The sequence below is a fragment of the Candidatus Krumholzibacteriota bacterium genome, assembly GCA_016932415.1.
Taxonomy (GTDB): Bacteria; Krumholzibacteriota; Krumholzibacteriia; order Krumholzibacteriales; family Krumholzibacteriaceae; genus Krumholzibacterium.
The window spans coordinates 64,101-86,203 of the sequence record JAFGCX010000009.1; the positions used below are offsets into that span (position 1 = coordinate 64,101).

The following is a 22,103-nucleotide window of genomic DNA, read 5'->3' on the forward strand; positions in this document are numbered from 1 at the left end:
TTAAGATAGAGACTGCTTCGCGTAATGGATAGATGAATAAGGGCGAGGATAAAGGTAACGGGGAATTTTCAGGTCATATTCGGTTCAACTTACAGGGAATGGAAATTGCTTGATGACAGGACAATCGGTTGCTTCCGGACCTGATAAGGCAAAAAATAAGAAAATCTCAATAATATGAAAAAACAAAATGCTCTGATAATATCCGCCCTTGTGTTCGTTACGCTGATCCTTTCCCTGGTGCTTCTGAAATCCGCGCTACTTGCCATTGCGGCAATATTCGCGTTGGTCATGTTAATAACTATATTTTTTCATCCTTACTTCGGGTTATTGATCTATCTGATTTTCCTGATTCTCAGGCCGATGTCATTTATTCCCTATCTGGCGCCTCTTCGAATTATGCTTAACCTGGCCTTGGTTATCATATTATTTTTTCTGATCCGAAAGATCTTCAACAGGGAAGAAATCAATATATTTGCCACACGCCAGAATATCCTGATGTTTATCCTGTTTCTCATAGTCCCCATAAGCGACCTTTCAAATTTCAATCCCGGGAGGGCATGGAATTCCTTGAACGAATTTCTCACCCTGCTTCTCCTGTTTGTTCTTCTGGTCCTTCTTACCGGGCGTAAATACAGGATGGTCTTCTGGTGCCTCTGTTTTTCATGTTTATTTCTGGCAATCAATGGACTGGTCCAGCACTTCAACGGCGTTGATCTTTTCGGCACTCCCCCCGTGGGCACCAGGATCAAGTATGTCAGCATCTTCGGCGATCCTAATGATCTGGCTCTAGCGCTGGTATCTTCGATACCGATCATCCTTTTTCATTTCTTCAGCAGAAAAGTGAAGCTGATTTTCAGGATCGGATTGATAATCATGTTGACAGTCTTGTTCATGGCCATTTTCTACACAAATTCAAGGGGAGGGTATTTAGCGGTTATCGCGGTACTGGTCAGCTTTGCCATTAAAAACTGGGGCGTAAAGAGAGGATTGATTGCGGGATCAGTCCTTGTAACGATAGCCCTCCTGATGTCGCCTAGCCGGATGTCGCAGATAGAAGCGTATGGCGGTTCTGAAAGTGGGCGAGTATTCGCCTGGATGCACGGGCTTGGAATCGTAAAATCCCGCCCAGCCTTCGGGATCGGAATGAACAATTTCATCGCGACATATGACAAAGCAGCTCACAGCGCTTATATCAAGTGCATGGCTGAACTCGGGCTTATCGGGTTTTCAGTGTGGGCAGCTCTGATATTTACAAGTTTCAGGGACCTGGTCAGAATTGAAAAAATTTCAAATGATAAGATCCTGATATTGTATTCCAGGATCACCCAGGTCTCGTTGATAGGATTTCTTACATCGGCGTTTTTTCTATCCCAGACTTATAGTCCGATCATATATATTCTGCTGGCGATGTCGGCAATACTTTCATTGCGACTACACGCCGAAGCCGGCATTAAATTCACATTTATGACAAGGAAAGAATTGCTTATGATCCTGACCCTGGTGGGGCTTACGATAGTGTTTTACAAGATTCTCATGATACTGTATTAAGGTGTTTTATCATAACAGTGGTCAAACGCAATATTGAAACATGAAAAAGCTCTTCTTTATCAATTATGTTCTTCACCGTCCCAGGTTGCCGAATGTCAGTGGCCGATATGAACTGCTCTCGGATTCATATCATGGTGATATGGTGGCGGTATGTCCCAGTGGTAGTACTGACGCGATGCCGGGTAATTTCGTTTTTCACAATATTTCTTCTACCCGAATAAAGATAATCGACCACATTATCTTTATTTTCTCTGTCCTGTGGCATGGACTGCGATCTCAAAGAAGGAAAAAGATCGACATTATTGTAGCTTACGACCCTCTTCTTTGCGGATTCTGCGGATATATACTCAAGAGAATGACTGGAGCCAGATTGGTCGTTGAGGTAAACGGAGATATTATCAAGGCAGGGTTCCTTGGCGAACTCGGTATTCTGCGGAAATTTAAAAATCGATTAGTATCGGGGCTGACAGTTTTTATTCTCGACAGAGCAGACAAGATCAAATATCTGAATTCTGAGATTGCCGCTGCTTATTCATCTATGACAAAAAACGGTGACTATGAGACTTTTATCAACTTTGTCCCGACATACGAGTTCCAGAAAGGCCCGACCCGATTTGATAAAGTCGTTCTGTTCGTGGGGTTTCCCTTTTACCTCAAGGGCGTCGATATTCTGATCGATGCATTTAAAATGATCTCGCACCGGCACAGTGATTTTGCGCTTAAAATTGTAGGATATTGCCCGGATCCGCAAGACTACTATGAAATGATCGGTGATAACGCCAATATTATTATCGAGAAACCTGTTTTCTACGATGAGATCATTTCCGAATTCAAGAACTGTTACTGTTTCGTCCTTCCCTCGAGATCCGAGGGGATGGGCAGGGTCCTGATCGAGGCTATGGCCAGCGGTAAACCTGTGATAGGTTCGAAGGTCGGAGGTATTCCTTTTCTGATCAGGGACGGTGAAAATGGATTCCTTTTTGAAAAAGGGAATGCTTCAGATCTGGCCGCCAAACTGGAAATTCTGCTGGGTGATGAATCCATAGCAAAAGAAATGGGTGAAAGAGCCCGCCAATACGTTGAAGGGAATCTCTCTTCCGAGATCTATATTGCAAGGTTCAAGAAATTTCTTGATTCATTGCTTTGACGTGTTTTACAGCATGCATAATGCTGAACGAAAAAAAAGAAAACGCAGCCAGGAACTCAAAAAGTTCATCATCCATCTGAGTATAGTATGCCGCCGGGTAGAAACTGAAAGGATGAAACCCCAAGGTTCCGAACCTCAGGCCTACCAGTATCCACGCGAATAACGTCACAATGAAAATATAGACAATAAAACGGGTTGAAACAGGGAAGTGAATAAAATAGAGCAACTTTCTTACTTGACTGTATTTTTTAGCAAACCATGGAACAACCAGGAAAAATATCACTGTAAGCAGAAAAAACGCGTTGGAAAAGATACTGACTGATTCGATATTATGCAGTGTCAACTCTCTCTGGACGTTGACTTCCCTGAGAATCCCCGGTGTTTCAATGCCAATGATCCTCTGTCCCCAGCTTATTTCTTCTCCGGCGCAAAGAATAAAGAATATGATCAGCAAAATATCTGTCATCAGTTGCCATCTTCCATTAACCCCGCACCTGGAACGCCTGAAGATGTGGATGAAGACGACCATTGCCGCCAGAAACCAGAGAATCGATGAACCGTATTCTATGATACCATCCTCTTTAATCATGTAGGAGTATGATCCGACATTCGAAAAGGCCAGAAACCCCATATAGCTGCCGAAGAGAATGGCCAGAGAGACGAGGAAGAATCCGATCGATTTTTCATGGTCATATTGTATTTCAAAAAATGCCCCAGCCGATTTATTGAGCATTTCAGTAATGCCTCTTTCAACAGGTCGCCTGATCAGTAATAGCACTGTGAACAGCGGTATATTTATCGCGTTCAACATTATCACAAAATTTTTTCCTCTTTGAGCGTAGATCAGCAGGAGCGATCCGGCCAGTAGAAACACCGCAGTTAGAAATCCCCAAACGGATAAAAACTTTCCGAGATTGATATTATCAGTTTTCTTGTTCATTGAAGATCTCCCGGTGCTCTCAGTCTGATCAATGGTTGAAAACAACCCCGATGAGAAGAAGTGTAATTATAGCTTGTACTTGTGTCAAGGTAATTGCGGGGAAGACCCGAGTTGGCCGAAACACGAATATTTCGCCTGTCTAATGAGAACCGGGATAATCAGGGCCCGGAAAGGGTGATATTTTCGGGGAGAAAATACCGGTTAATAGCTTCTTCTCACCGAAGGACGGACGAATTTTCTTGATTCGCCGGTTTGCGGCATCATAGTATTGCTCAGCATGGTGCAAGATTGCATTCAGTCAGGCATCCTTAATCATGAAAAGTCACCCTGAAGGGAATGTGCCGTCTTATGGCAACCAGGATATTCATTACAATCGATACGGAAGAGGATTCCTGGGACAGACGTTCCAGGACAGACAACGCCGTATCGAACATCTCATATATACCGAAGATCCAGGATCTGTTCGATGAGTTCGGGGCTGTTCCGACCTATCTGTTGGATTATCCGGTCGTAGTCGACCCGGCTGCGTCAGAGATCATCCTTAAGATCCATGAAGAGGGAAGATGTGAGATCGGGACTCATTGTCATCCATGGAATACCCCGCCTTTTGAGGAAGAGATGACAGATCATAACTCGATGCTATGCAACCTGCCGTATTCCCTGATTTGCAAAAAGCTGGAGATCCTCCACAAGGCGATTATCGATCGATTCGATACTGCTCCAATCTGTTTCAGGGCTGGAAGGTGGGGTTTTGGGCCAGACGTAGCTCGATCTATCATGGAACTGGGGTATCATGTCGACAGCTCCGTTTTGCCTCTCTGGGACTGGACAGATTACTGCGGACCGGATTTCTCCGGCGCCCCTTCGTCTATTTATCATTTTTCTCCTGAAAATATTCTCGAAGAAAAACCTGGTAACGGTCTGGTAGAAGTCCCCGTGACGATGAGCTTCATGCAAAAACCCTTCGCAAGATATGCCTCTTTGCGAAGAAGATTGATGAGGCAGGGCCTTTCAAGATTTCACTTGCTCGGAGTCCTCGACAAATTAAAGATCCTTAATCTCCGCATGCTTTCACCGGAGGTCTCCACATCATTCGATATGATCAGGACGGCAAGGAACTATCTGGAAGATGGCAATTCTTTTTTAAACATGACCTTCCATTCGACATCACTGATGCCGGGGAAAAGCGAGTTTGTTCGGGACGAAAATGATCTGCGTGATTTTATCGCGAAAATCAGAGCTTTTCTTGAGTTCTGTTCCGATGAAAAATTCTCATTTTCTCCCCTGAGCGATGTCCTGGAGAATTCAGATGGATAAAAGCAATGATCGGATAAGAGAATTCAGGCAGGGAGATGAGACGGGGATATCCGTATTGTTCAAGGATGTCTTCAAAACCGATAAAACGGTGGAATATATCCGGTGGCAGTATATGGATCATCCGGGTGGTCCCGGATGGCTGTATCTTTCTTCGATAGATGATGCGATAGTCGGAGAGTGCTGTACGATGCGCAGTCATTTGAATTTCCTTGGAAAGGAGATTCCCGCCGGAGAATTATGCGACGGGCTTATACGACAGGACCAACGAGGCAAGGGGTTATTTACCGGAATGGTCGAACGCAACTGCGAACGCGCCATCGAAGAGGGATTTAAAGCGATTATCGGATTTCCCAACAGAAGCGCTTATCCTGTTTATATCAAGAAACTCGACTGGTACAACATCACTTATCTTGATGAGTACAGCTTCAAGACAGGGTACAGAAAACTGACCGGAGCGGTACTGGACAAGATCGTTAAAATAATTCTGGCAGTACCGGTCAGAATAAGATTCCGGGTCTTGAAGGACATATATCATTCGTTTCTCCATCATAACGACGTAAAATTCATAACGACGTCGAAATTGCCGGACGATATTAAAGAAGTCCTCGAAGAAGCTTTGAAAAACGAGGTCATCTCAGTCTGGAAGGATCTGCCTTATTTGCGCTGGAGATACGAAGATCATCCCGAAAATGATTACGAATTTCATATTATGATCGTGGACGGTGAACCTGTCGGAGTGACCATCTGCCGGAAGATGAATGATATTGTGGCGATATGCGATCTGATACATAAATCAAAGAATATCGATCAGTCGGAACTGATGCTGCTGTATGCTTTATCCCATTATTTCTCTACCGGCGCGCAGAAGATAGAATTCTTCGGTCACGACAACGGTTTTTTCGAAACGGTATTCAGGCGTTGCCGGTTCAAACGAATATCTCCATCGAAATTTGTCCTTGTCGGAAAAGTATTTGATGATCGCAAGCTTGAATCGTTGTTCGGATTACCTCATAACTGGAAAGTCACTTATGGGGATACTGATATTATCTAGTGTTTCTGATGACCCGCGGATAGAAGTCATGCCGATCCAGCGCGCCGGAGATAATTGACATCATGAAAGTATGTATCTTTTTCCCAATCTTCCCACCGAGGTTCGGAGGCGGGACGATCCAGGCTCTGAAGTTGGCGGATGAGCTGCGGAGAAAAGGTGTCGACATATTTTTTGTCGCTCTCACCGACTGTCCCTGGCAAAGGGGATCAGGTAAGTACGAGGGAGTTGAAGTCCACTACATATTTGTGAATGACCTCGATATATATATCGAAGGGCAGAGTACATTGATCGATAAACTCAAGATCTTTATCAAACTCTTTGTGACCTTCATCAGGCTGAGAAAGAAATATTCGATCATTCACATACAGGGTATGGGGTATCCATATACTTCTTTAAGCATACTGGCAAAATTGTACAGAAAAAAGACTCTCGCGAAAGTCTCCATGTTACAGGAGGTGAACTTCAAGGATTGCGGCAGGATTTTCGGCATGATAAGCAGGTACAGCGCCCTCAAAGTGGACAGGCTGATAGCGATCAGCAGCTTGATACGGGACAGACTGATCGAGGACAATTTTAAAGAATCAAAAGTCAGATACATACCCAACAGTGTCGATATTCAGAAATATCATCCCTTGTCGCCAGATCAAAAGAAAAAGTTGAAAAGAGAATTGAATATTGACAATCAGCTGGTTATAACATTCGTCGGTGGGATCACGTACAGGAAAGGTGTCGACCGTCTGGTTTCGATGTGGCCGGCTATCTTTGAGAAGTATCCGGACAGCTGTCTGTTCCTGGTAGGGCCACTGTCCGAGAAAGAGGGAGCGACAGGCGACAAATTCTGTTACGAAGAAATAAAGAAGGATATCAAGGATAAAGAACTGGGGGAAGTCATCCAGTTTACAGGCAGGGTAGATAATGTGGCTGAATATCTCCAGATATCTGACCTTTTTGTCTTTCCGTCGACAATGGAAGGGATGCCGAATGTTCTGCTGGAGACAATGGCTTGCGGCGTTCCCGCGATATCATATCGCGTGAGTGGAGTGGATGATATCATTGTCGATGGCGAGAACGGTCGAATAATAAATGTAGGGGATGAGAGTGCTTTTCGCGAAGCGGTCATCGAACTGTTACGCGATGAAGATAAGAGAAGCAATTACTCCAGGGAAGCCAGGGAAAAGATCGTCGATATATTTTCACTGGATTCAATCTCCGACCTGTACATCGAAATATACGACTCTCTCGCGGAAAGCTAACCTGCTATCTTGAAGTACCTTCTTTCCTTGCTGTTAAGCAAAACGAAGATGTTCAACAACAGCGCGAGAGAACAGACAGGAACTCCCAGTTTGAGAATGCTGAGATAACTTATCTCGATCATATTTCTGATAACCAGCCAACTGATAAAATAGATGCCGGCCCCAAACAGAATTGAAGTAGATAAGACTTTCAGCAGGTTCAATAACGGCACTTTTATCACGCGGCATGTATACACGGGAGTAATAAACAGACTCGTTATCAACAGAGGGATCGTCGTCCCCCAGGCTACTCCTATTATGCCGTATTTTCTCACCAGGATAAGACTGAGTACGAGGTTGGCGATCGCTTCGCTTGAAACGATTATCGAGTATTGTTTATGTTTTGAGACTGCCAGGAGTACAGTTGCTGAAACCGATTGTACCGAATCGAAGAGCATGCCGATAACCAGTATGACAAGTATCGCGTAGGCGTCAATAAAATCGATTCCCATCCATCTTGAAATAAAGGCTTTCCCGAAGATCACGAGAAAACCGCCTGAAAAAACAGAGAATATCGACGTAAGTTTTATCATCAGAATGTATTTTTCGCGAATACTCTCAAAATCATTTTGACCTTCAAGCTTGCTGAAAACCGGAAACATCAGTGCAATTCCGGTCTGAACAATACTCTGGTAGTAAATCGCCACCCTCGATCCTATGTTGTAATGCGTCACCGCGCCAAGCCCCAGAAAAGCTGAGATCACGAAGTTATCAGTATGAAATCTGATTCTCTTGGACACCATAACGATGAATGAGAAAGTTCCGAACCCGAGGAGTTTCTTCATCCATATCCTGCTTATGTAGGATCTCCGGATCTTCAGGATCTTGTAACGGACAAGGACATAGATCACGACAGAAAGATACTGAATGCTGTTCACTCCGACAGTGATCACCGCGAGTGAGACAATGCCATACCCTCTTTTAAGGAAAATGACGATCAGAGCAGTTCTGACAAGGAGTTTTATTATATCGATCCCTTCGATCACATCATGCCTGATATTCGAACCTAAAAATCCGATAAAAGCCCTGACCGAGAAAGAGAAAGCTACATCCAGACCTATAAGTAGAATTACTTTCCTGAAAATATTTATATTACCGGGATCATGGACAAATCTGGGGCAGAGCCATATGATGACAAGCGAGACCAGAACGATCAGAAGTGAACCCATAAAAAACAGGAACAGGGAAGTATTGAAGATCCTGTTTATATCCTCATCATCATCCTTTCCGGAAGCTTGAGAGATAAACTTCTGTATCGCGATCAACAGGCCAAAATCAAGAAATCCGTAATAACCGACGATGCTCGCAGCGAAGATCCACAATCCGTACCATCTCTCTCCCAGAGCGTGGATCACGAAAGGCATCATGAAGAAACTGACCACCACGATGACTACAATATTCAGGATCCTGAAAAAGGACCCTCTTAATAATTTTTCAACCAGGGTAGCCATGAGTCAGGTCACTCCATTCTATCATCATGTCAGAGGAAACCCGCCGTCAAGCTTGTAACTTACCAGAGAAACCACAAGACAGGAATAACTATTTGCATTCAGTATATTCAAGATATTATTGATTTAAACGCACCTTATCTGTTCTGCTCCGATGTTGCCCGGGTATGTTCCCGGATGGAACGATTCAACCAGGGGATGAACATTCGCGTGACAGCTTTCGCTCCAGCCTCGATCGGGTGCGAGTCTGTCCTCCCCGCGGCAAACTGGGGGACCAGAGTGTTCTCATCCGGCCTGCCTTCCAGAATAGCCAGGCAGTTGAACAGATCGAATACTCTGACATTCGGTAAATCTACTCCATATTCAGTTGTCAGCCATTTCGACCACTTACGGGCTCTTTTAGCGTTTTCCGGTGTTGTTGAGGCTTTTACCAGGGGGGGAGTCGACATGGCGATGAATAAAATACCGGGATTGTCTGTAAAAGTAGCCAGGAGAGAATTATAATATTTCTTATACTGGTCGAGCATCAAGTCGCTGGTGATGTTTGAAGCGGGAAAACAGCTTTTGAACATGATTATATCGTGTTTTTTTTTCTCCCCTGTCAGTTTCCAGCTCTTGATTACATCGAAGTACATGGGAGTATTGAAATTAATGGGAAAATCCGGGGGATCGGTATGGTCACCTATCACGTAGTCGCCCACCATGGCGTCCTGGTAGTAAATGCTGTAAAAATCGATATTGTCGGCAGTCAACGCGTCTCGAAGTCCGCCGTCAAGGATCGATTTCCCAGTGCTGTGATGATGCCATACCATTGTCATTCTATCAGATGGCATCCCGGGATCAATCCCGGGATCGAGGGATATGCTGGTGTCTGTTTCAGGGACTGACCTGTTGCTTTGGGCGCAGCCCAGCATTAAAAGGGATAAGCATAGACTGACCAATCTTTTAGGTATCAGGGAAGCCATAATCGATTCTCCCTTTGAAAAGGAATCCAAATGCCGATATGATATTTGACAAAATCGTTCCATCAGAGCCAAACGACACCTCTTATCCAACCATAGTCGCTGTCATCGCTACCAGGAACTCTCTCATAATCACTATTAATGATTGCGGCGAGATATATCAAGGGTTAAAGTCGGGTCGTCCTGACTCTCTCCAGGAATGGAAGAAATCTTTTTGTCATCTTCTCCAGTTACCGGTATAATCTCGTAACACATTGACAAAACGTCAAATATATGTAATAATATTAGATAGAGATTTGTTTTTTAATTTATTTTATTTCTGTCTGGAGTGGATATTGATGATGGGAAGGTATTCGTCTCTGCTGTCATATTGTCTTTTGGGATGCCTGGCGGCTTTTTTAATGGCAATATTCTCACCTGTCAATGCCCAGAGGGCCGCACCGCTGATTGTTGACCATAACTGCACTGATATTACACTTATTCCGGAAGCTGGAATCATCAACGCGAAAACGGTGCTTCATATCGTGTATGGACACACGTCGCACGGCAGCCAGATAACAGATGGCATGACCGGCCTGGTGGGTTTTGCCAACGGTGGCGGTCTGGGGTTATCCCTGGCGGCCGATATATTCGCGTGGAACAATGGTGGATCGGACGGCGCGCTCGATCTGCACGATGAAGGTATGTACGGAGACGTCGGATATTATCCCGACTGGGTGAACGAAACGGTGGACTATATAGAGAATAATCCGGATGTGAATGTCATCGTCTGGTCCTGGTGCGGCCAAGCCGGGGACAAGTATGTCGCGGGGACTCTCTACAGCGAATATCTTGCTCCGATGAGCCAGCTCGAGATCGATTATCCTGATCTGACATTTGTCTATATGACAGGTCATATGGACCATTACGCGGATGCCGATATAAAAGCAGCCAACCAGATGATACGCGAATATTGCATTGAGAACAATAAGGTGCTCTATGACTTTGCCGACATAGAATGCTATGATCCAGATGGGACTTTTTTCGAATATCCCGATGACGATTGCGATTATTATTCGTCTGAATTCGGACCTCTTTTAGGTAACTGGGCTTTAGAATGGCAAGATTCGCATCCGATGAACGTGGACTGGTATGATTGCAATGCCGAACACAGCCAGCCATTGAACGGTAATCTCAAAGCTTACGCCGCATGGTGGTTGTGGGTCAGGTTGAGCGGATACGGGATAAACACGGGGATTGAAGATATACCCACGCCTTTTACACTGGGGCAGAACTTTCCCAATCCATTCAATCCGGCTACTACGATCAAATACAGTGTATCAGTGAAGTCGAGGGTCTCACTCGCCATTTATGACGTAAACGGCCGGTTGATCGACAGGCTGATCGACCGTATTATCGCCCCTGGTTCCTACGTCCAGTCGTGGGATGGTACTGATACCAGTGGTCGCCGGGTGAAATCGGGTATTTATTTCTACAGGTTGAGATCAAACGGGTCCGAGCAGACAAAAAAAATGGTATTACTCCAATAAATCGATTTCGGGAAGAATCTGATGAAAAACCGCCTCGATCGAGGTGAGATCTATTAAGGTGAAATATCTTTTACGGGATTTGCGCTTTCCGCGCAAAACTTCTCTCTGACCAGCCTGTTTTTCTTTTCCGTGTCAAAGAGGCTGACTCTTATAGCGTTATTGCTGCAATTTATCAATTTCTTATACAAGCTGCACTTCATGATCGTTTTAGCGGGATTTCCCATCACGACTGAATCGGGCTCTATTTTCCCTCTTACGACCGAGCCTGCCCCTATAACGCAGTTATCACCGATGACTGAACCTGGTAGAATAATACAGTTGATGCCGATAAAACAATTGGAGCCGACTTTGATCTTCCCGAAGACATTTATGTCGTTTGAATGATCGTCGTGGTCATAAAAAAGCCAGGCTCCTCCATCATGAGTTATGAACTGCGTTCCGGTCGCGATAACGACATTATCTCCAATCTCGACGAGGTATGGCTCACTGGAGAATTCCAGAGTGTATAATCTGCAATTATCACCGATTTTGACTCCCTCTTCCCTTGCCATCTCAACTCGCCACTGGTAGATGTTTGTTCTGAACAGTATTTTAAGTTGGAATTTCTTCTCGATCTTTTTCAATAATCTCGATGAAATCCTGCTGTTAAGCCTTCGCACGACGGGCAAGAATAATTTTGATGAAAGATATTTCAAGTTGTCAAAAAGACGTTTCATATTGTTTTCTCCTTGACCCGGACGGGATGCTTCCACCTGCTTGCAGTAACTATGCCTCGATCCCTCCATTTCTGGAGGCGCCGAATCTGCCTCGGGGACGGTGGATTGTATCCGCGCCAGTCTACCGGCCCGAGCGGATTGTACCCTTTTTTGCACAGTTTCACAAGTGCCAGTATGCACGACGCGGTATATCAGGAAAAAATATGCTTGGTAATTTCAATCTATTTCTGTTATCTCTCTTTATGTTGATAACTGTTATATTTAGACTTACCTTGCTAGTGCAGGACGGGGTCGCCGGTTTCCCGGAAACCCTCGAGTATGGGAACGAAAATTGCGTAGTCTAATGAGGATTTAGCATCTTCGATTGTACCTGGAGGGTAAATGATGGTCATTCCAGAAACAAATAGATATTTTGTCCTGTTTGCGGTTCTGCTGATCCTGCTGATGCCTTCGGGCGGGCTGAACGCGAGGATTGTTCATGTAGCGGTCAACGGGAGTGACAGTGGAGACGGGAGCGCGGAGAATCCGTATGTCAGCGTTCAGATGGCCATTGATGACACTTATGAGAATGGATATGGCCTTCCCGGGGGCGACACGATATACGTTCATGAAGGAACATATCTGAATGAACCGAGAGCGGGGGGGTATCAACTTTACGGTGAACCTGACGCGTGGACATATCTGATGGGGGTTCCCGGAGAAGACAATCCCGTTTTTGCGGCCTTGCCGACGGCAGGATTCACCGCTTTGCATAGTGACTGGCCCGCGTTGAACCATTTTGTTCTTAAACGGCTCACCTTTAAAAAGACCAACCCGACAGAAGGGGCGCACAATATAAATATCTACAGTGATGACTGGGACGAGGAGGCCGTGCATCATGTCGTGATTGACAGCTGCATTTTTTACAATCAGAGGGTAAATTCCGAAATGATTAAAATGGCCGGTGTGGATAATTTTGTCATCAGGAACTGCTATGCCAATGGAAGCAACGCGACCAGTATCGCTTTCGCCGGTGTCGGCTGCCATAACGGTGAGGTCGTCAGTTGCAGGATCGATTCATGTATGCAGGGGGGGATACAGTTCAAGGGCGGAAGCAGTGAAATAGTAATCAGAAATAATGTTATAAATATGGCTAGTTTTACCGGTGTCAATATGGGTGGAGATACCGGTACTGATCATCTCAGGCCTTCAATCGACGAGATGGAAGAGCCGACTTATGAAGCGAAAGGCATAGATGTCTACAGCAACGTCCTGATCGACTGTGTCGTACCTTTCGCGTTCAACACAGCGAGAGACTGCAGGTTTTATAACAACATGGTGATAACGACGGATCTTACGCGCAACGCTGAAGGATTGTACGAAAGTGTCGGCGTCGTATGGATACGACATACAAGTGACTGGTGCCCCAACGCGTCCCGAAACTGCCTGGTTGCCAATAATATTTTCTACTTCAATGAAGTAAGAAACGGTTATCAGAATATATTTTTCCAGCTGACCTCAGATAACAATTACGATGAAGACGATTATGCTTCTACATTCAGATTTCATAACAATCTGTGGTATTGCTATGAAAATCCGGCAGAATCGTGGAAGGATTGGACCAACGAGGGAAGATGGGAATGTGTCGACACTACCGGCACCAATCTATACGCTGTGGACCCGGTTCTTTATACAGATCCTGTCTCTGGCCTCCCTCTTCCGTCCAACTCTTATACCCTGGCCTGGAAGGGAATTAGCGTGACTCCTCCGGATGGTTACGAGTTCAGAGACTTTTTTGGAGAGGTCTATTCAAGCCCGCCTCCGATAGGGCCGGTCAACCTGACTTCTGAGCCTGGCGCTCCCCCTTCGATGCCATCAAACAGGATATTGATGTTCCAGAATCTCACGGGGAAGAAGGATTGACGGGGAGAGCACTCTTTCTTAAGCAGAGTTTCCTTGTGGCCAAAAATCCTGTGATCGACTGGTATTTATTTTCCTGACATATTACTGGCGAGAAAAAGTCCGCTTGATCTTTCTCATCAGTTCAGAAAACCCGAACAGTTCCGCTTCAAATTCAATGTTTGATATATTATCGCCATCGAGAAAACGGGTCAGAGCGAATTTGTCAGTCGATGGATAGTTGAGTCCCGGATCGCACGTGACGGCGCTTTTGATACCGGTATCCTCAAGCCATGGAAACTGAAGACTGTCCCAAATGCCGCTGGGATAGCAGAAATGATCAGCTTCAATATTCAATTCGGATCTCAAAGCTTCGCGGTTATCCTCGATTTCCGCGAGAGCGGTATTTTTTTCAACGGGGAAACGGTGCCGGTGCGTATGCAATTCAAGACTTAATCCCATCATTTGAATATCACGCAATTCACGAATATTCATCATATGCAGCATCCTGCTTTGTACGATCCTGTCAAAACTTACATTTAAAAGCTCTCCCAAGCGCCGGAGAATATTACCCCTTTTTTCTTCATCGCATTCATTTTCACCATAATTGATCAGCTTAAGGATCGTCTTTTCCTTCTCATTAATATCCGAGATATCTACACTGCCCGTCTCAGCATCGAGCAGTTCTGACATATCAAGGTTTGTCTCAGTTGTCTTCCAGAACATATATTGGATTACCAGACGAAAAACCGGAGTCTGTTTGAGGACATAGTATGTCGACACATATACTACGGCGGGAAACGAATATTCCTTCAGCATCGGAGCGGCAATCTTGAAAGTACTATAGAATCCGTCATCAATCGTTATTACAACTGAATCGGGAGGCAATTCATCCTTTTGCAAAAGCGCAAGGGCATCCTGGACAGGTATTACATTGAAAGCATTCTCTTTCAAAAAACGCAGGCGCCGGTCAAAAATTCCGGCAGTCATGAATGTAAGCGGATAGAGATGACTCTCATCTTCAATCTCGAATCCATGGTAGCATAATATCCTGAGTCCGGACCGCGTCAAAACCCTTGAGAGTCTAAAGATCCCGAGAGCTTTACAGACAATATAGAACCCACTTTTAAAAAGGCTATAGGTCCTTTGATATTTCATCAGGCGAAAAATCCTCCATAAAGAACATTTCTGTAATACGAAGATCGATTGTATATAAATAAGCCTTCTTGAACAAGCAAGATATAGAAACTTTGTCCGTGTCGATCTGGGCAGTTCCCGGGAATTGTCGGACAAGTGGCAAGTAAATTGCGGAGGATTTAAGGCGGTAGCATGATAAAGGAATATTGAAAACAGGCGCGTATAGAAGGCTGGATCGATGAGGCTTGACTGGAAATCCGGAGTAACGACAGGGAACGGAAAAAAGATGAGAGACTTCAATGTGGAAAATCGGGTGGCAAGAATTTTTAGCAAAATGCAACAATTGGTTTCAGAAGGCGACTTGCGGGGCGCGAGAAATGATTTTTCATCAAACAGGAATAATAGCTTGCGGCCGGTACAGGACATCCCAGTCTCAAAGTTGATAATCAACTCTAAATCAAATAATAGTATAGAGATGATAGAAAGAAAGGAATTGAATCAAAATACTTATTGATTAAATTCGGGATATGCTCCATTTTAAGCAGGACAAAAACGAATCTTTGAGGAGGATGATATGACTCCTGTCAGAATAAAAGCAGCAATCTTCGTATTCGTTTTAGTGTTTTCCATCCCCGTGGCGGCGCAACAAACGATCGACTATATTGTCAACTGGTCCGCGAATCCAGAACCTGACATTGAAAAATATCTGGTCTACAGGTCATTTGAGTCCGAAAGCGGGTTCGAGTTGATAGACAGTGTCGATGTAAACACCTTGTTCTATATCGATCTGGAACGCGAAGAAGGAATTGCTTGTTATTACCGTGTGGCGGCTAAAAATACAGCCGGAGCGATCGGCGTAATGTCCGAGAATGTATCAGGGTTTACTATTCCTGATGGCGCCGACCAGGCAACTGACGCGCTCTGCCGGATCTCAAGTTTTAGAAAGATAGACAACAGGATATATGATGTCACCTGGACTACTCAAAACCCGACTATCGGTTTTCTGAGATTCGATTCAGATGACGAAGTCCTTGATCTGACAAGTTCATGGGACAATTCGGAGTATCGAACTACACACACCATCCGTGTGAGCGATTTCGAGTCGGAAGGGATGTATTATTTCAGGGCCGTCTCATACGATGCTCAAAAGAATATGGTGATCTCTTCCGTTGAGATACTTGAAGTCGAGGACGAAAACGCCGCTCCTCCTACAGCAGTACAGGATCTTTTCATATATCCGGTTCCTTACAATCCGGTATCGGGATCTATGACTATAGATGGAGTCCCTGAGGGCGGTTCGGTTACGATCTTTAATGAGAGCGGACTTGAAGTATGGAGAAAAGAGGGTGTGGAATCAGATTCCACGTTAAACTGGGATGGTAATAATATGAATGGAAGCCCTGTCACAAGCGGCATCTACTATGTTGTTACCAAGTCCGCCAGCGGTAAAATATTCAGCAGGAATCCGATAATGGTAGTGCATTAGAAAGTGACGGCATCAAAATGGAATATACAGCAAATACGATAAAGCGTTTTCTGTCTGTTCTGGTGCTGTTATCAGTCCTGACGGTCCCGGTGGCGCTAAGCGCCACCGATGGACCAGGATGCACCGGGGCAAACTACCTTACATATACCGTCGGATCGAAATCTGTGGCGATGGGAGAGGCTGTCGCCGCTTTATCCGGCGATCAGTTCACCTGGCTCTCATCTCCGGGGACGTTCCATTTCATGGAGGGTAGCGGAGTCGGGATAACGCACGCGGAATGGTTGATAGATACAAGATTCAATAATCTATCTTACTATCAAAGAATCAGTGATATGTATGTCTTCAGTGGAGCTATTACCTATACATACCGGCCGGATATTCAGGGGTATGACAGTTATGGGATCGAGACGAGTAAACTTCAGAGCTATAACTACGTGGCTCAGGCAGGAGTCGGTTTTACGCCAGTCGATCAGTTCACGGTGGGAATGAACCTGAAATATTTCAGAGAGAAACTTGACAGCTGGGCCGAGGGCGGGATCTGCTTCGATCTTGGGGCTCTTTTTACGATTGAAAGTAAAAATATTGCCCTCGGTTTTGTCTTGCAGAACATTGGTCCTGATCTTGAATCCGAGACGATGAAAGAACCCCTGCCCATGACGATACGTTTTGGGGCCAGCCACAACCGGGAGATCATTAAGGACAAGTTTGGTTACGGAGCCGTATTCGATCTTGTGAATCCCAGGTTCGAGGATCCTTACTTGAGTGCCGGCATTGAACTTCAGATGTACAATATTCTTTCTGTCAGGGGAGGTTATCTCAGTCAGGAATCAAAAGCCGGGAATAATCTGACCATGGGGTGCGGGATCAGGGTACAGGAAAACCTGTCGATCGATTACGCGTGGGCTTCGTTTGGGGACCTCGATTCAATTCACAAGGTCTCGATTTTCTGGAAGCTTGACTGAGACTGAAAAACAGTGGGGATGACTTCGATCTTGATCAGGTGACTGTCTCTGCATCCCTGGCGGGTCTTTGTACCGGGGATGTACAGCGCCGGTATTTTTTAGTCGCCTGTATTGTCCGTTCATAAACTCCTTACGGTGTCGTGCCGCGTTCAAAGCTTTCATAAAACCGACAAATCCATATTTGAGAGCAAATTCATCCTTGTCTAATACGATATCAGGAGATAGAATAATCGCGGGGATAGCGATTAACTACAGGCAACAGAGTTCTTGTGACAGCATCGCTTAATGTGAGTCTGCCGGGCTGTCCTATCGATTGAAAAAGACAATTGTCTTTCTATCAGCCGAAGATCCGCTCGCATTGGTCGAGTCCGAAAGGGCCATGGATCAGGAGACAGGTTGTCTGTGAAAGAATCGACTCAGCATAGAAACGCGGGAATAGATATTCTCAGAGCCGCGGGCTGTCTATACATAGTCGGGTTCTGGCATTTATTGGATTATACCAACGCGGTGGTACATTACAATAATCCAGTGACTCTCAGACTGACCTATATCATTCTTGGCACCTTTATCTTTGTTTCAGGATATTATGTCGGGCTGAGATTCAAAACTACAAGCAGGAATGATATAATCGGCTTTTACAAAAAAAGACTGATAAGAATCTATCCTCTTTATCTTATCGCTATTCTGCTGTTTGCGATGCTTCAACTATCCGATGTAAGAACGTCTCTGAAAGCTGCCTTCCTGATCTCAATGATTGTCGGAAAATCCCCACCGACCTTATGGTTTATCGCTCTGCTGATGACCTATTACGTGATATCGCCATTGATCATTTATGCTGTCAAGGCATTGAATACATTCGGGACGATCTTGTCTTTTGCGCTATTTATCGCGTGTCTGATGATATTATTCTACATTACAGGACGGCCGGATCTCAGAATGATCGTATATTTCCCTTCCTACCTTCTCGGCATATATGTAGCGGACAGGAAAATCGATAATACCGTAAAGGGGCATATGATTCTTATTCCAGTTGTCGCGACCATATTTCTTTCATTCCTGGAATTTCAATATGTTTTTCTTGAGATCACTACTAAAACAATAATGATATTGTTATGTTCATTCCTTGTTTTTAGAACCGGATACAATATAAAAATATCATCGAATAGATCATATAAAGGTGTATTGATTTTAAGCTATTCAAGTTACTGCATGTATCTTTTTCATCGTCCGGTATATATTGTTTTGAAAAAACTGTATTTTCCCGCGGAGATGGCGTACCAGGTCGTCTACCTGGTCATATTATGCGTCCCATGCGTGATCCTGGTGTCATATATTCTTCAGAGGACTTACGATAATATTATTGGAATGCTGAAAAGAAGCCCCGCTCCCGGAATCCACTGATCAGAGCCAGATATTATTGACAATAATCTGACGATCTAACCTGCGGTTTTTTTCCAGCGGGCATCAGGATCAGAAAAAAGATATTTGTACAAGCCGATCACGGCAGCAGAGTTCAATGATAAAAACAATGAGAAAAAATTGAGTAACCTGTTGTTTTTCAGCCGGCTGCTGAGCAAAGTAATAGATCCTGAAATATAGATGGCGATCTGGATCCAGAAGAGGATGATATACAAGGTGCTTGACGCCAATCCGGATGTGACGGCGGAGATAACCAAAGCGTACGGTACGAAAAGGCGAAACCATTTGTGGGAGACAGATTGGAAGAATATCCTGTTTTTAAAAGGATTCAGTGACCACCGGTTGTTTGAAAAGAATTGGAAATTCCCGGTCAGTGTCCTCACCTTTCTCCGGAATTCAATCCCGATCCTTGCCGACGGATCGTCATACGCGATTGCTTCTGATTCAAAAATGACCCTGTATCCCTGCCTTAAAACCTGGGCCGGAATCGCCACATCATCGAGGATAGTATCGTCAGGAATGGGGGAGACCAACTTTCGCCTGACGGCATAGATCGCTCCCGTCGCTCCCAGTGTGGAGTCGACCATTGATTCGGCTGCCCTGAGCATCTTTTCGTATTTCCAGTATAGTCCTATATTCGCGTCCGAATCATTTTCTCCGGCGGATAACACGAGTTCTCCGCTGACGCATCCTACAGCCGGATCATCGAAGTTTCTGACAAGTTTTTTAAGCGAATCTTTCCTGTATATCTGCCTGGCATCCGAAAAGACTATGATATCATTCTTGGTCTTCTCCAGAGCCTTATTGATCTGATGCGGTTTGCCGTGATTTTCCGTGTCCTCTATAAACATGATATCCATTTCTTCCTTCAGGATATCATTCGTTTTGTCAGTGGAACCGTCCGATACTACGCAGATATCAAGGCTTCCCCGGGGATAATCGAGTTTTCTGCAGTTTTCCAGTTTGGCAGCGATAGTATCCTCTTCGTTATACGCTATAATGATCATCGTGACGGAAGGAAGCACCGGGTCATCACTTATCAGTGGAGGGTTTTTCCTTATTCTGGCCAGGCTCACGATGATGAGAGGATAAGCCAGGTAGGTGTATACGATAAAGGCGGCTGATATCCAGAATAAACAGATAATCACGATTAATCGCTATCCATGGTTAAAGAACACGGGTTCTATTCGTTCCCTATTTAAAGCCATCGAGTTTTTTCTTTACCATGTCTATTGTCTTATGGTCAGGCTTTTCTTCGAGTCTTTTTATTGCCTCATCGCGGTCCATATATCCAGCCCGCACCAGCCCGGCCAGCTCAAACGCGTATGGATGGAATCCGAATCGTTTTAAATGAATGTCTATCCCCATGGAATTGAGAATACAGTTTGTCGAGTTCGGGTCGGTGTCTTCGGGTTTTTTCCAACCCAGGGACTTGATGTGCTCAAGGATCTTATCCTCATCGTACTCAAGAAAAGCGAGGGGACTGATATTATGAGGGAATCTTTCCGGCGTGCTGAAATGTTTTTCGGTCAAAAAGTAGTTATCGATCTCGTCGCCGACGACAGTTTTCATCGGCACCGTGAACTGTGCCTGCATGGTTCTGATCATATCGGGATTGTTATGGAATATTGAAGCCTCGATAGGAGCCTGCCCGGGCGACCATCCGTAGATGATAAATGGGATGCTGCTTTCTATCGCGTATCTGAGCGCGACGAACTTCACTATTCCCATGCAGGTCGTGCAAATGGAGCTGGCTCTTTCCAGTCCTTTTCTCGAGTAGATATCTTCCTTCGCGCTGTGACGAAATAGCTTGCCCAGCGTGTCCATCCTGGGTTTGTAGATGATATGATCCACACCCAGTCCCTCCACGACATTGCGGATGTTATCGAGTGATCTGGGGGAAATAAATCCGTTATCCATCGTCATGGCCAGAAAAGAGATATTGTACTTTTCTTTTAGTACAGCCATCGTGAAAGTCGAATCCTTACCACCGCTGTATGCCATAATGGCATCGTATTCTCCGGCTTTCTTCTTTTCGGCAAGAAGTTTTTCAAAACGACCGCGGTACTTCTCCATGGATTGTCTGAGGCGGTCGATACCCTTGAACCTTTTGCAGAAGTTGCAGACGCCATCTGAATCAAACTGTATGCCCGGGTAGGTTTCCGGGAGGACACATCTCGTACAACGTTTCATGATCCGGCTCCTCAGGCCAGGCTGGTGTTACGACCTGGATCGGCCTGGCAAATATTTACAATAAGTCCCCATTATAAGACCAATTCAGGAGAAGGAGGCATCATTCTAAGTGTCTCCGTCGCCTTTTTCTTTCTTGCAAAATCATTCCAGGCCCGATCTATCTGCTCGACCGTCAAACCTGTCACTTCTGATGTTTTTTCAATTGAAATATCATTAAGCATGGCGAACATTACAAGATCAAGCGTCTCATATGGCATGCAAAAGTAGAAATCCTTGTCACTGACAGGAAGGCTGTACGTGTCAGGACTCGGTGTCCGTGATATGATCTCCTGTGGGACTCCGAGATGTTTTCCCAGATCGAAAACCTGTTTCTTGTATAGATTGGTCAAAGGCTCTATATCGACTCCGCCATCACCGTATTTTACGAAAAATCCCTGGATCGTCTCTGGCAGGTTGGTTGTACCACAGACGATATAATATCTTTTTTCTGCTTCATAATACATCTGAGTCATTCGCACTCTCTGCTTTATATCGTTGGCAGCCATCATCTTAAGGTAGTCCTTATGAGCCAGCCGTTTTGTCTCTATCTTTCCGTCTTTCTTCTCGAGCTCAAGATGATAGGTGCTTATCCTGTCTCTTTCCAGGAGGTCCTGGGGAAGGGTCAGCCTGAATTTCATGTCACCGTCATAGTCGGGGAAGTACTTCTCGACGATGGAATTCCTTTTCGCGTAGACACCAAATCCTGTCAGCATCGTAGTGATCGCGACCTCCTGGTATTTGATACCAAGTGATTCAGCGCATTTTCGGCCAAAATCCCGACTGTCAGGGCTCGAGTCCTTCTCGGGCAGAATTACACCGAAGACCCTTTCGGGACCGAGTGCCCGAACAGAGAGGGCGGCAGCGACCGAAGAATCGATCCCCCCGCTGAGGCCGATAATTATACCCTTTCTATGGAATACATTCTGCACCTGATCGCGAATGAATCCAGCTAACTGGTCTGCGAGTTTCCCCGGGTCAATATCGAGTACGTATTTCGTGAATTCCATTTTTTCTTTTCCTCCATCTTGCCTGATTTCCT

General features: G+C 45.0%; 19 protein-coding genes. 11 read left to right on the plus strand and 8 right to left on the minus strand.

Annotation, left to right across the window (positions count from 1 at the left end; translation table 11 throughout):
• Window positions 1-174: 174 nt before the first annotated feature.
• Both JW814_02600 and JW814_02605 read left to right on the plus strand, forming a co-directional pair.
• The gene (locus JW814_02600) at window positions 175-1,548 is read left to right on the plus strand and encodes an O-antigen ligase family protein (protein ID MBN2070321.1); all 1,374 of its coding nucleotides are present in this window, start codon (window positions 175-177) and stop codon (window positions 1,546-1,548) included.
• A 40-nt stretch (window positions 1,549-1,588) separates the two neighbouring features.
• A complete protein-coding gene (locus tag JW814_02605) occupies window positions 1,589-2,695 on the plus strand; it encodes a glycosyltransferase family 4 protein (GenBank protein ID MBN2070322.1) in 1,107 nt (368 codons plus the stop codon).
• Here JW814_02605 and JW814_02610 read toward each other — a convergent pair.
• Window positions 2,667-3,635 (minus strand): hypothetical protein, encoded by a 969-nt coding sequence (locus JW814_02610; GenBank protein MBN2070323.1) that lies wholly within the window; start codon window positions 3,633-3,635, stop codon window positions 2,667-2,669. The genes JW814_02605 and JW814_02610 overlap by 29 nt on opposite strands.
• 348 nt (window positions 3,636-3,983) lie before the next feature.
• On the opposite strand from JW814_02610, the gene JW814_02615 reads away from it, so the two are divergent.
• From JW814_02615 to JW814_02625, 3 genes are all read left to right on the plus strand, one after another.
• A complete protein-coding gene (locus JW814_02615; protein MBN2070324.1) occupies window positions 3,984-4,952 on the plus strand; it encodes a polysaccharide deacetylase family protein in 969 nt (322 codons plus the stop codon).
• Window positions 4,945-6,003 carry a GNAT family N-acetyltransferase gene (locus JW814_02620; GenBank protein MBN2070325.1) on the plus strand — a complete coding sequence of 353 codons (1,059 nt, stop codon included), beginning with the start codon at window positions 4,945-4,947 and terminating at the stop codon, window positions 6,001-6,003. The genes JW814_02615 and JW814_02620 overlap by 8 nt, the downstream gene beginning before the upstream one ends.
• A gap of 62 nt (window positions 6,004-6,065) precedes the next feature.
• Window positions 6,066-7,256: a glycosyltransferase family 4 protein gene (locus tag JW814_02625; protein MBN2070326.1), complete on the plus strand. Its 1,191-nt coding sequence runs from the start codon at window positions 6,066-6,068 to the stop codon at window positions 7,254-7,256.
• Here the strand turns inward: JW814_02625 and JW814_02630 are convergent.
• Window positions 7,253-8,746, minus strand: a complete 1,494-nt coding sequence (locus JW814_02630; GenBank protein MBN2070327.1) for a polysaccharide biosynthesis C-terminal domain-containing protein — start codon at window positions 8,744-8,746, stop codon at window positions 7,253-7,255. The genes JW814_02625 and JW814_02630 overlap by 4 nt on opposite strands.
• Window positions 8,747-8,880: 134 nt before the next feature.
• Window positions 8,881-9,576, minus strand: a complete 696-nt coding sequence (locus JW814_02635; protein ID MBN2070328.1) for a hypothetical protein — start codon at window positions 9,574-9,576, stop codon at window positions 8,881-8,883.
• 530 nt (window positions 9,577-10,106) lie between these two features.
• On the opposite strand from JW814_02635, the gene JW814_02640 reads away from it, so the two are divergent.
• The gene (locus tag JW814_02640) at window positions 10,107-11,234 is read left to right on the plus strand and encodes a T9SS type A sorting domain-containing protein (protein ID MBN2070329.1); all 1,128 of its coding nucleotides are present in this window, start codon (window positions 10,107-10,109) and stop codon (window positions 11,232-11,234) included.
• Window positions 11,235-11,287: 53 nt separating this feature from the next.
• Here JW814_02640 and JW814_02645 read toward each other — a convergent pair whose 3' ends face one another.
• Entirely contained in the window at window positions 11,288-11,950 is a 663-nt protein-coding gene (locus tag JW814_02645) for an acyltransferase (protein MBN2070330.1), read from the minus strand.
• A 384-nt stretch (window positions 11,951-12,334) separates the two neighbouring features.
• On the opposite strand from JW814_02645, the gene JW814_02650 reads away from it, so the two are divergent.
• Entirely contained in the window at window positions 12,335-13,852 is a 1,518-nt protein-coding gene (locus JW814_02650) for a right-handed parallel beta-helix repeat-containing protein (protein ID MBN2070331.1), read from the plus strand.
• 81 nt (window positions 13,853-13,933) lie between these two features.
• Here the strand turns inward: JW814_02650 and JW814_02655 are convergent, their stop codons facing one another.
• Window positions 13,934-14,986, minus strand: coding sequence for a polysaccharide deacetylase family protein (locus tag JW814_02655; protein MBN2070332.1), 1,053 nt, complete (start codon window positions 14,984-14,986; stop codon window positions 13,934-13,936).
• A 217-nt stretch (window positions 14,987-15,203) separates the two neighbouring features.
• Between JW814_02655 and JW814_02660 the strand changes: the two genes are divergently transcribed.
• From JW814_02660 to JW814_02675, 4 genes are all read left to right on the plus strand, one after another.
• Window positions 15,204-15,479: a hypothetical protein gene (locus JW814_02660; protein ID MBN2070333.1), complete on the plus strand. Its 276-nt coding sequence runs from the start codon at window positions 15,204-15,206 to the stop codon at window positions 15,477-15,479.
• Between the two features lie 60 nt (window positions 15,480-15,539).
• Window positions 15,540-16,451, plus strand: coding sequence for a hypothetical protein (locus JW814_02665; GenBank protein MBN2070334.1), 912 nt, complete (start codon window positions 15,540-15,542; stop codon window positions 16,449-16,451).
• 17 nt (window positions 16,452-16,468) lie between these two features.
• A complete protein-coding gene (locus JW814_02670; GenBank protein MBN2070335.1) occupies window positions 16,469-17,413 on the plus strand; it encodes a PorV/PorQ family protein in 945 nt (314 codons plus the stop codon).
• A 396-nt stretch (window positions 17,414-17,809) separates the two neighbouring features.
• Window positions 17,810-18,814 carry an acyltransferase gene (locus JW814_02675; GenBank protein MBN2070336.1) on the plus strand — a complete coding sequence of 335 codons (1,005 nt, stop codon included), beginning with the start codon at window positions 17,810-17,812 and terminating at the stop codon, window positions 18,812-18,814.
• Between the two features lie 35 nt (window positions 18,815-18,849).
• Here the strand turns inward: JW814_02675 and JW814_02680 are convergent, their stop codons facing one another.
• From JW814_02680 to nadE, 3 genes are all read right to left on the minus strand, one after another.
• Complete coding sequence (locus JW814_02680; protein ID MBN2070337.1) at window positions 18,850-19,980, minus strand: glycosyltransferase family 2 protein; 1,131 nt, start codon at window positions 19,978-19,980, stop codon at window positions 18,850-18,852.
• 46 nt (window positions 19,981-20,026) lie between these two features.
• On the minus strand, window positions 20,027-21,025 hold the full coding sequence (locus JW814_02685) for a hypothetical protein (GenBank protein MBN2070338.1): 999 nt from the start codon (window positions 21,023-21,025) through the stop codon (window positions 20,027-20,029).
• A 71-nt stretch (window positions 21,026-21,096) separates the two neighbouring features.
• The gene (nadE, locus tag JW814_02690; GenBank protein MBN2070339.1) at window positions 21,097-22,071 is read right to left on the minus strand and encodes an NAD(+) synthase; all 975 of its coding nucleotides are present in this window, start codon (window positions 22,069-22,071) and stop codon (window positions 21,097-21,099) included.
• Between the last annotated feature and the right edge of the window lie 32 nt (window positions 22,072-22,103).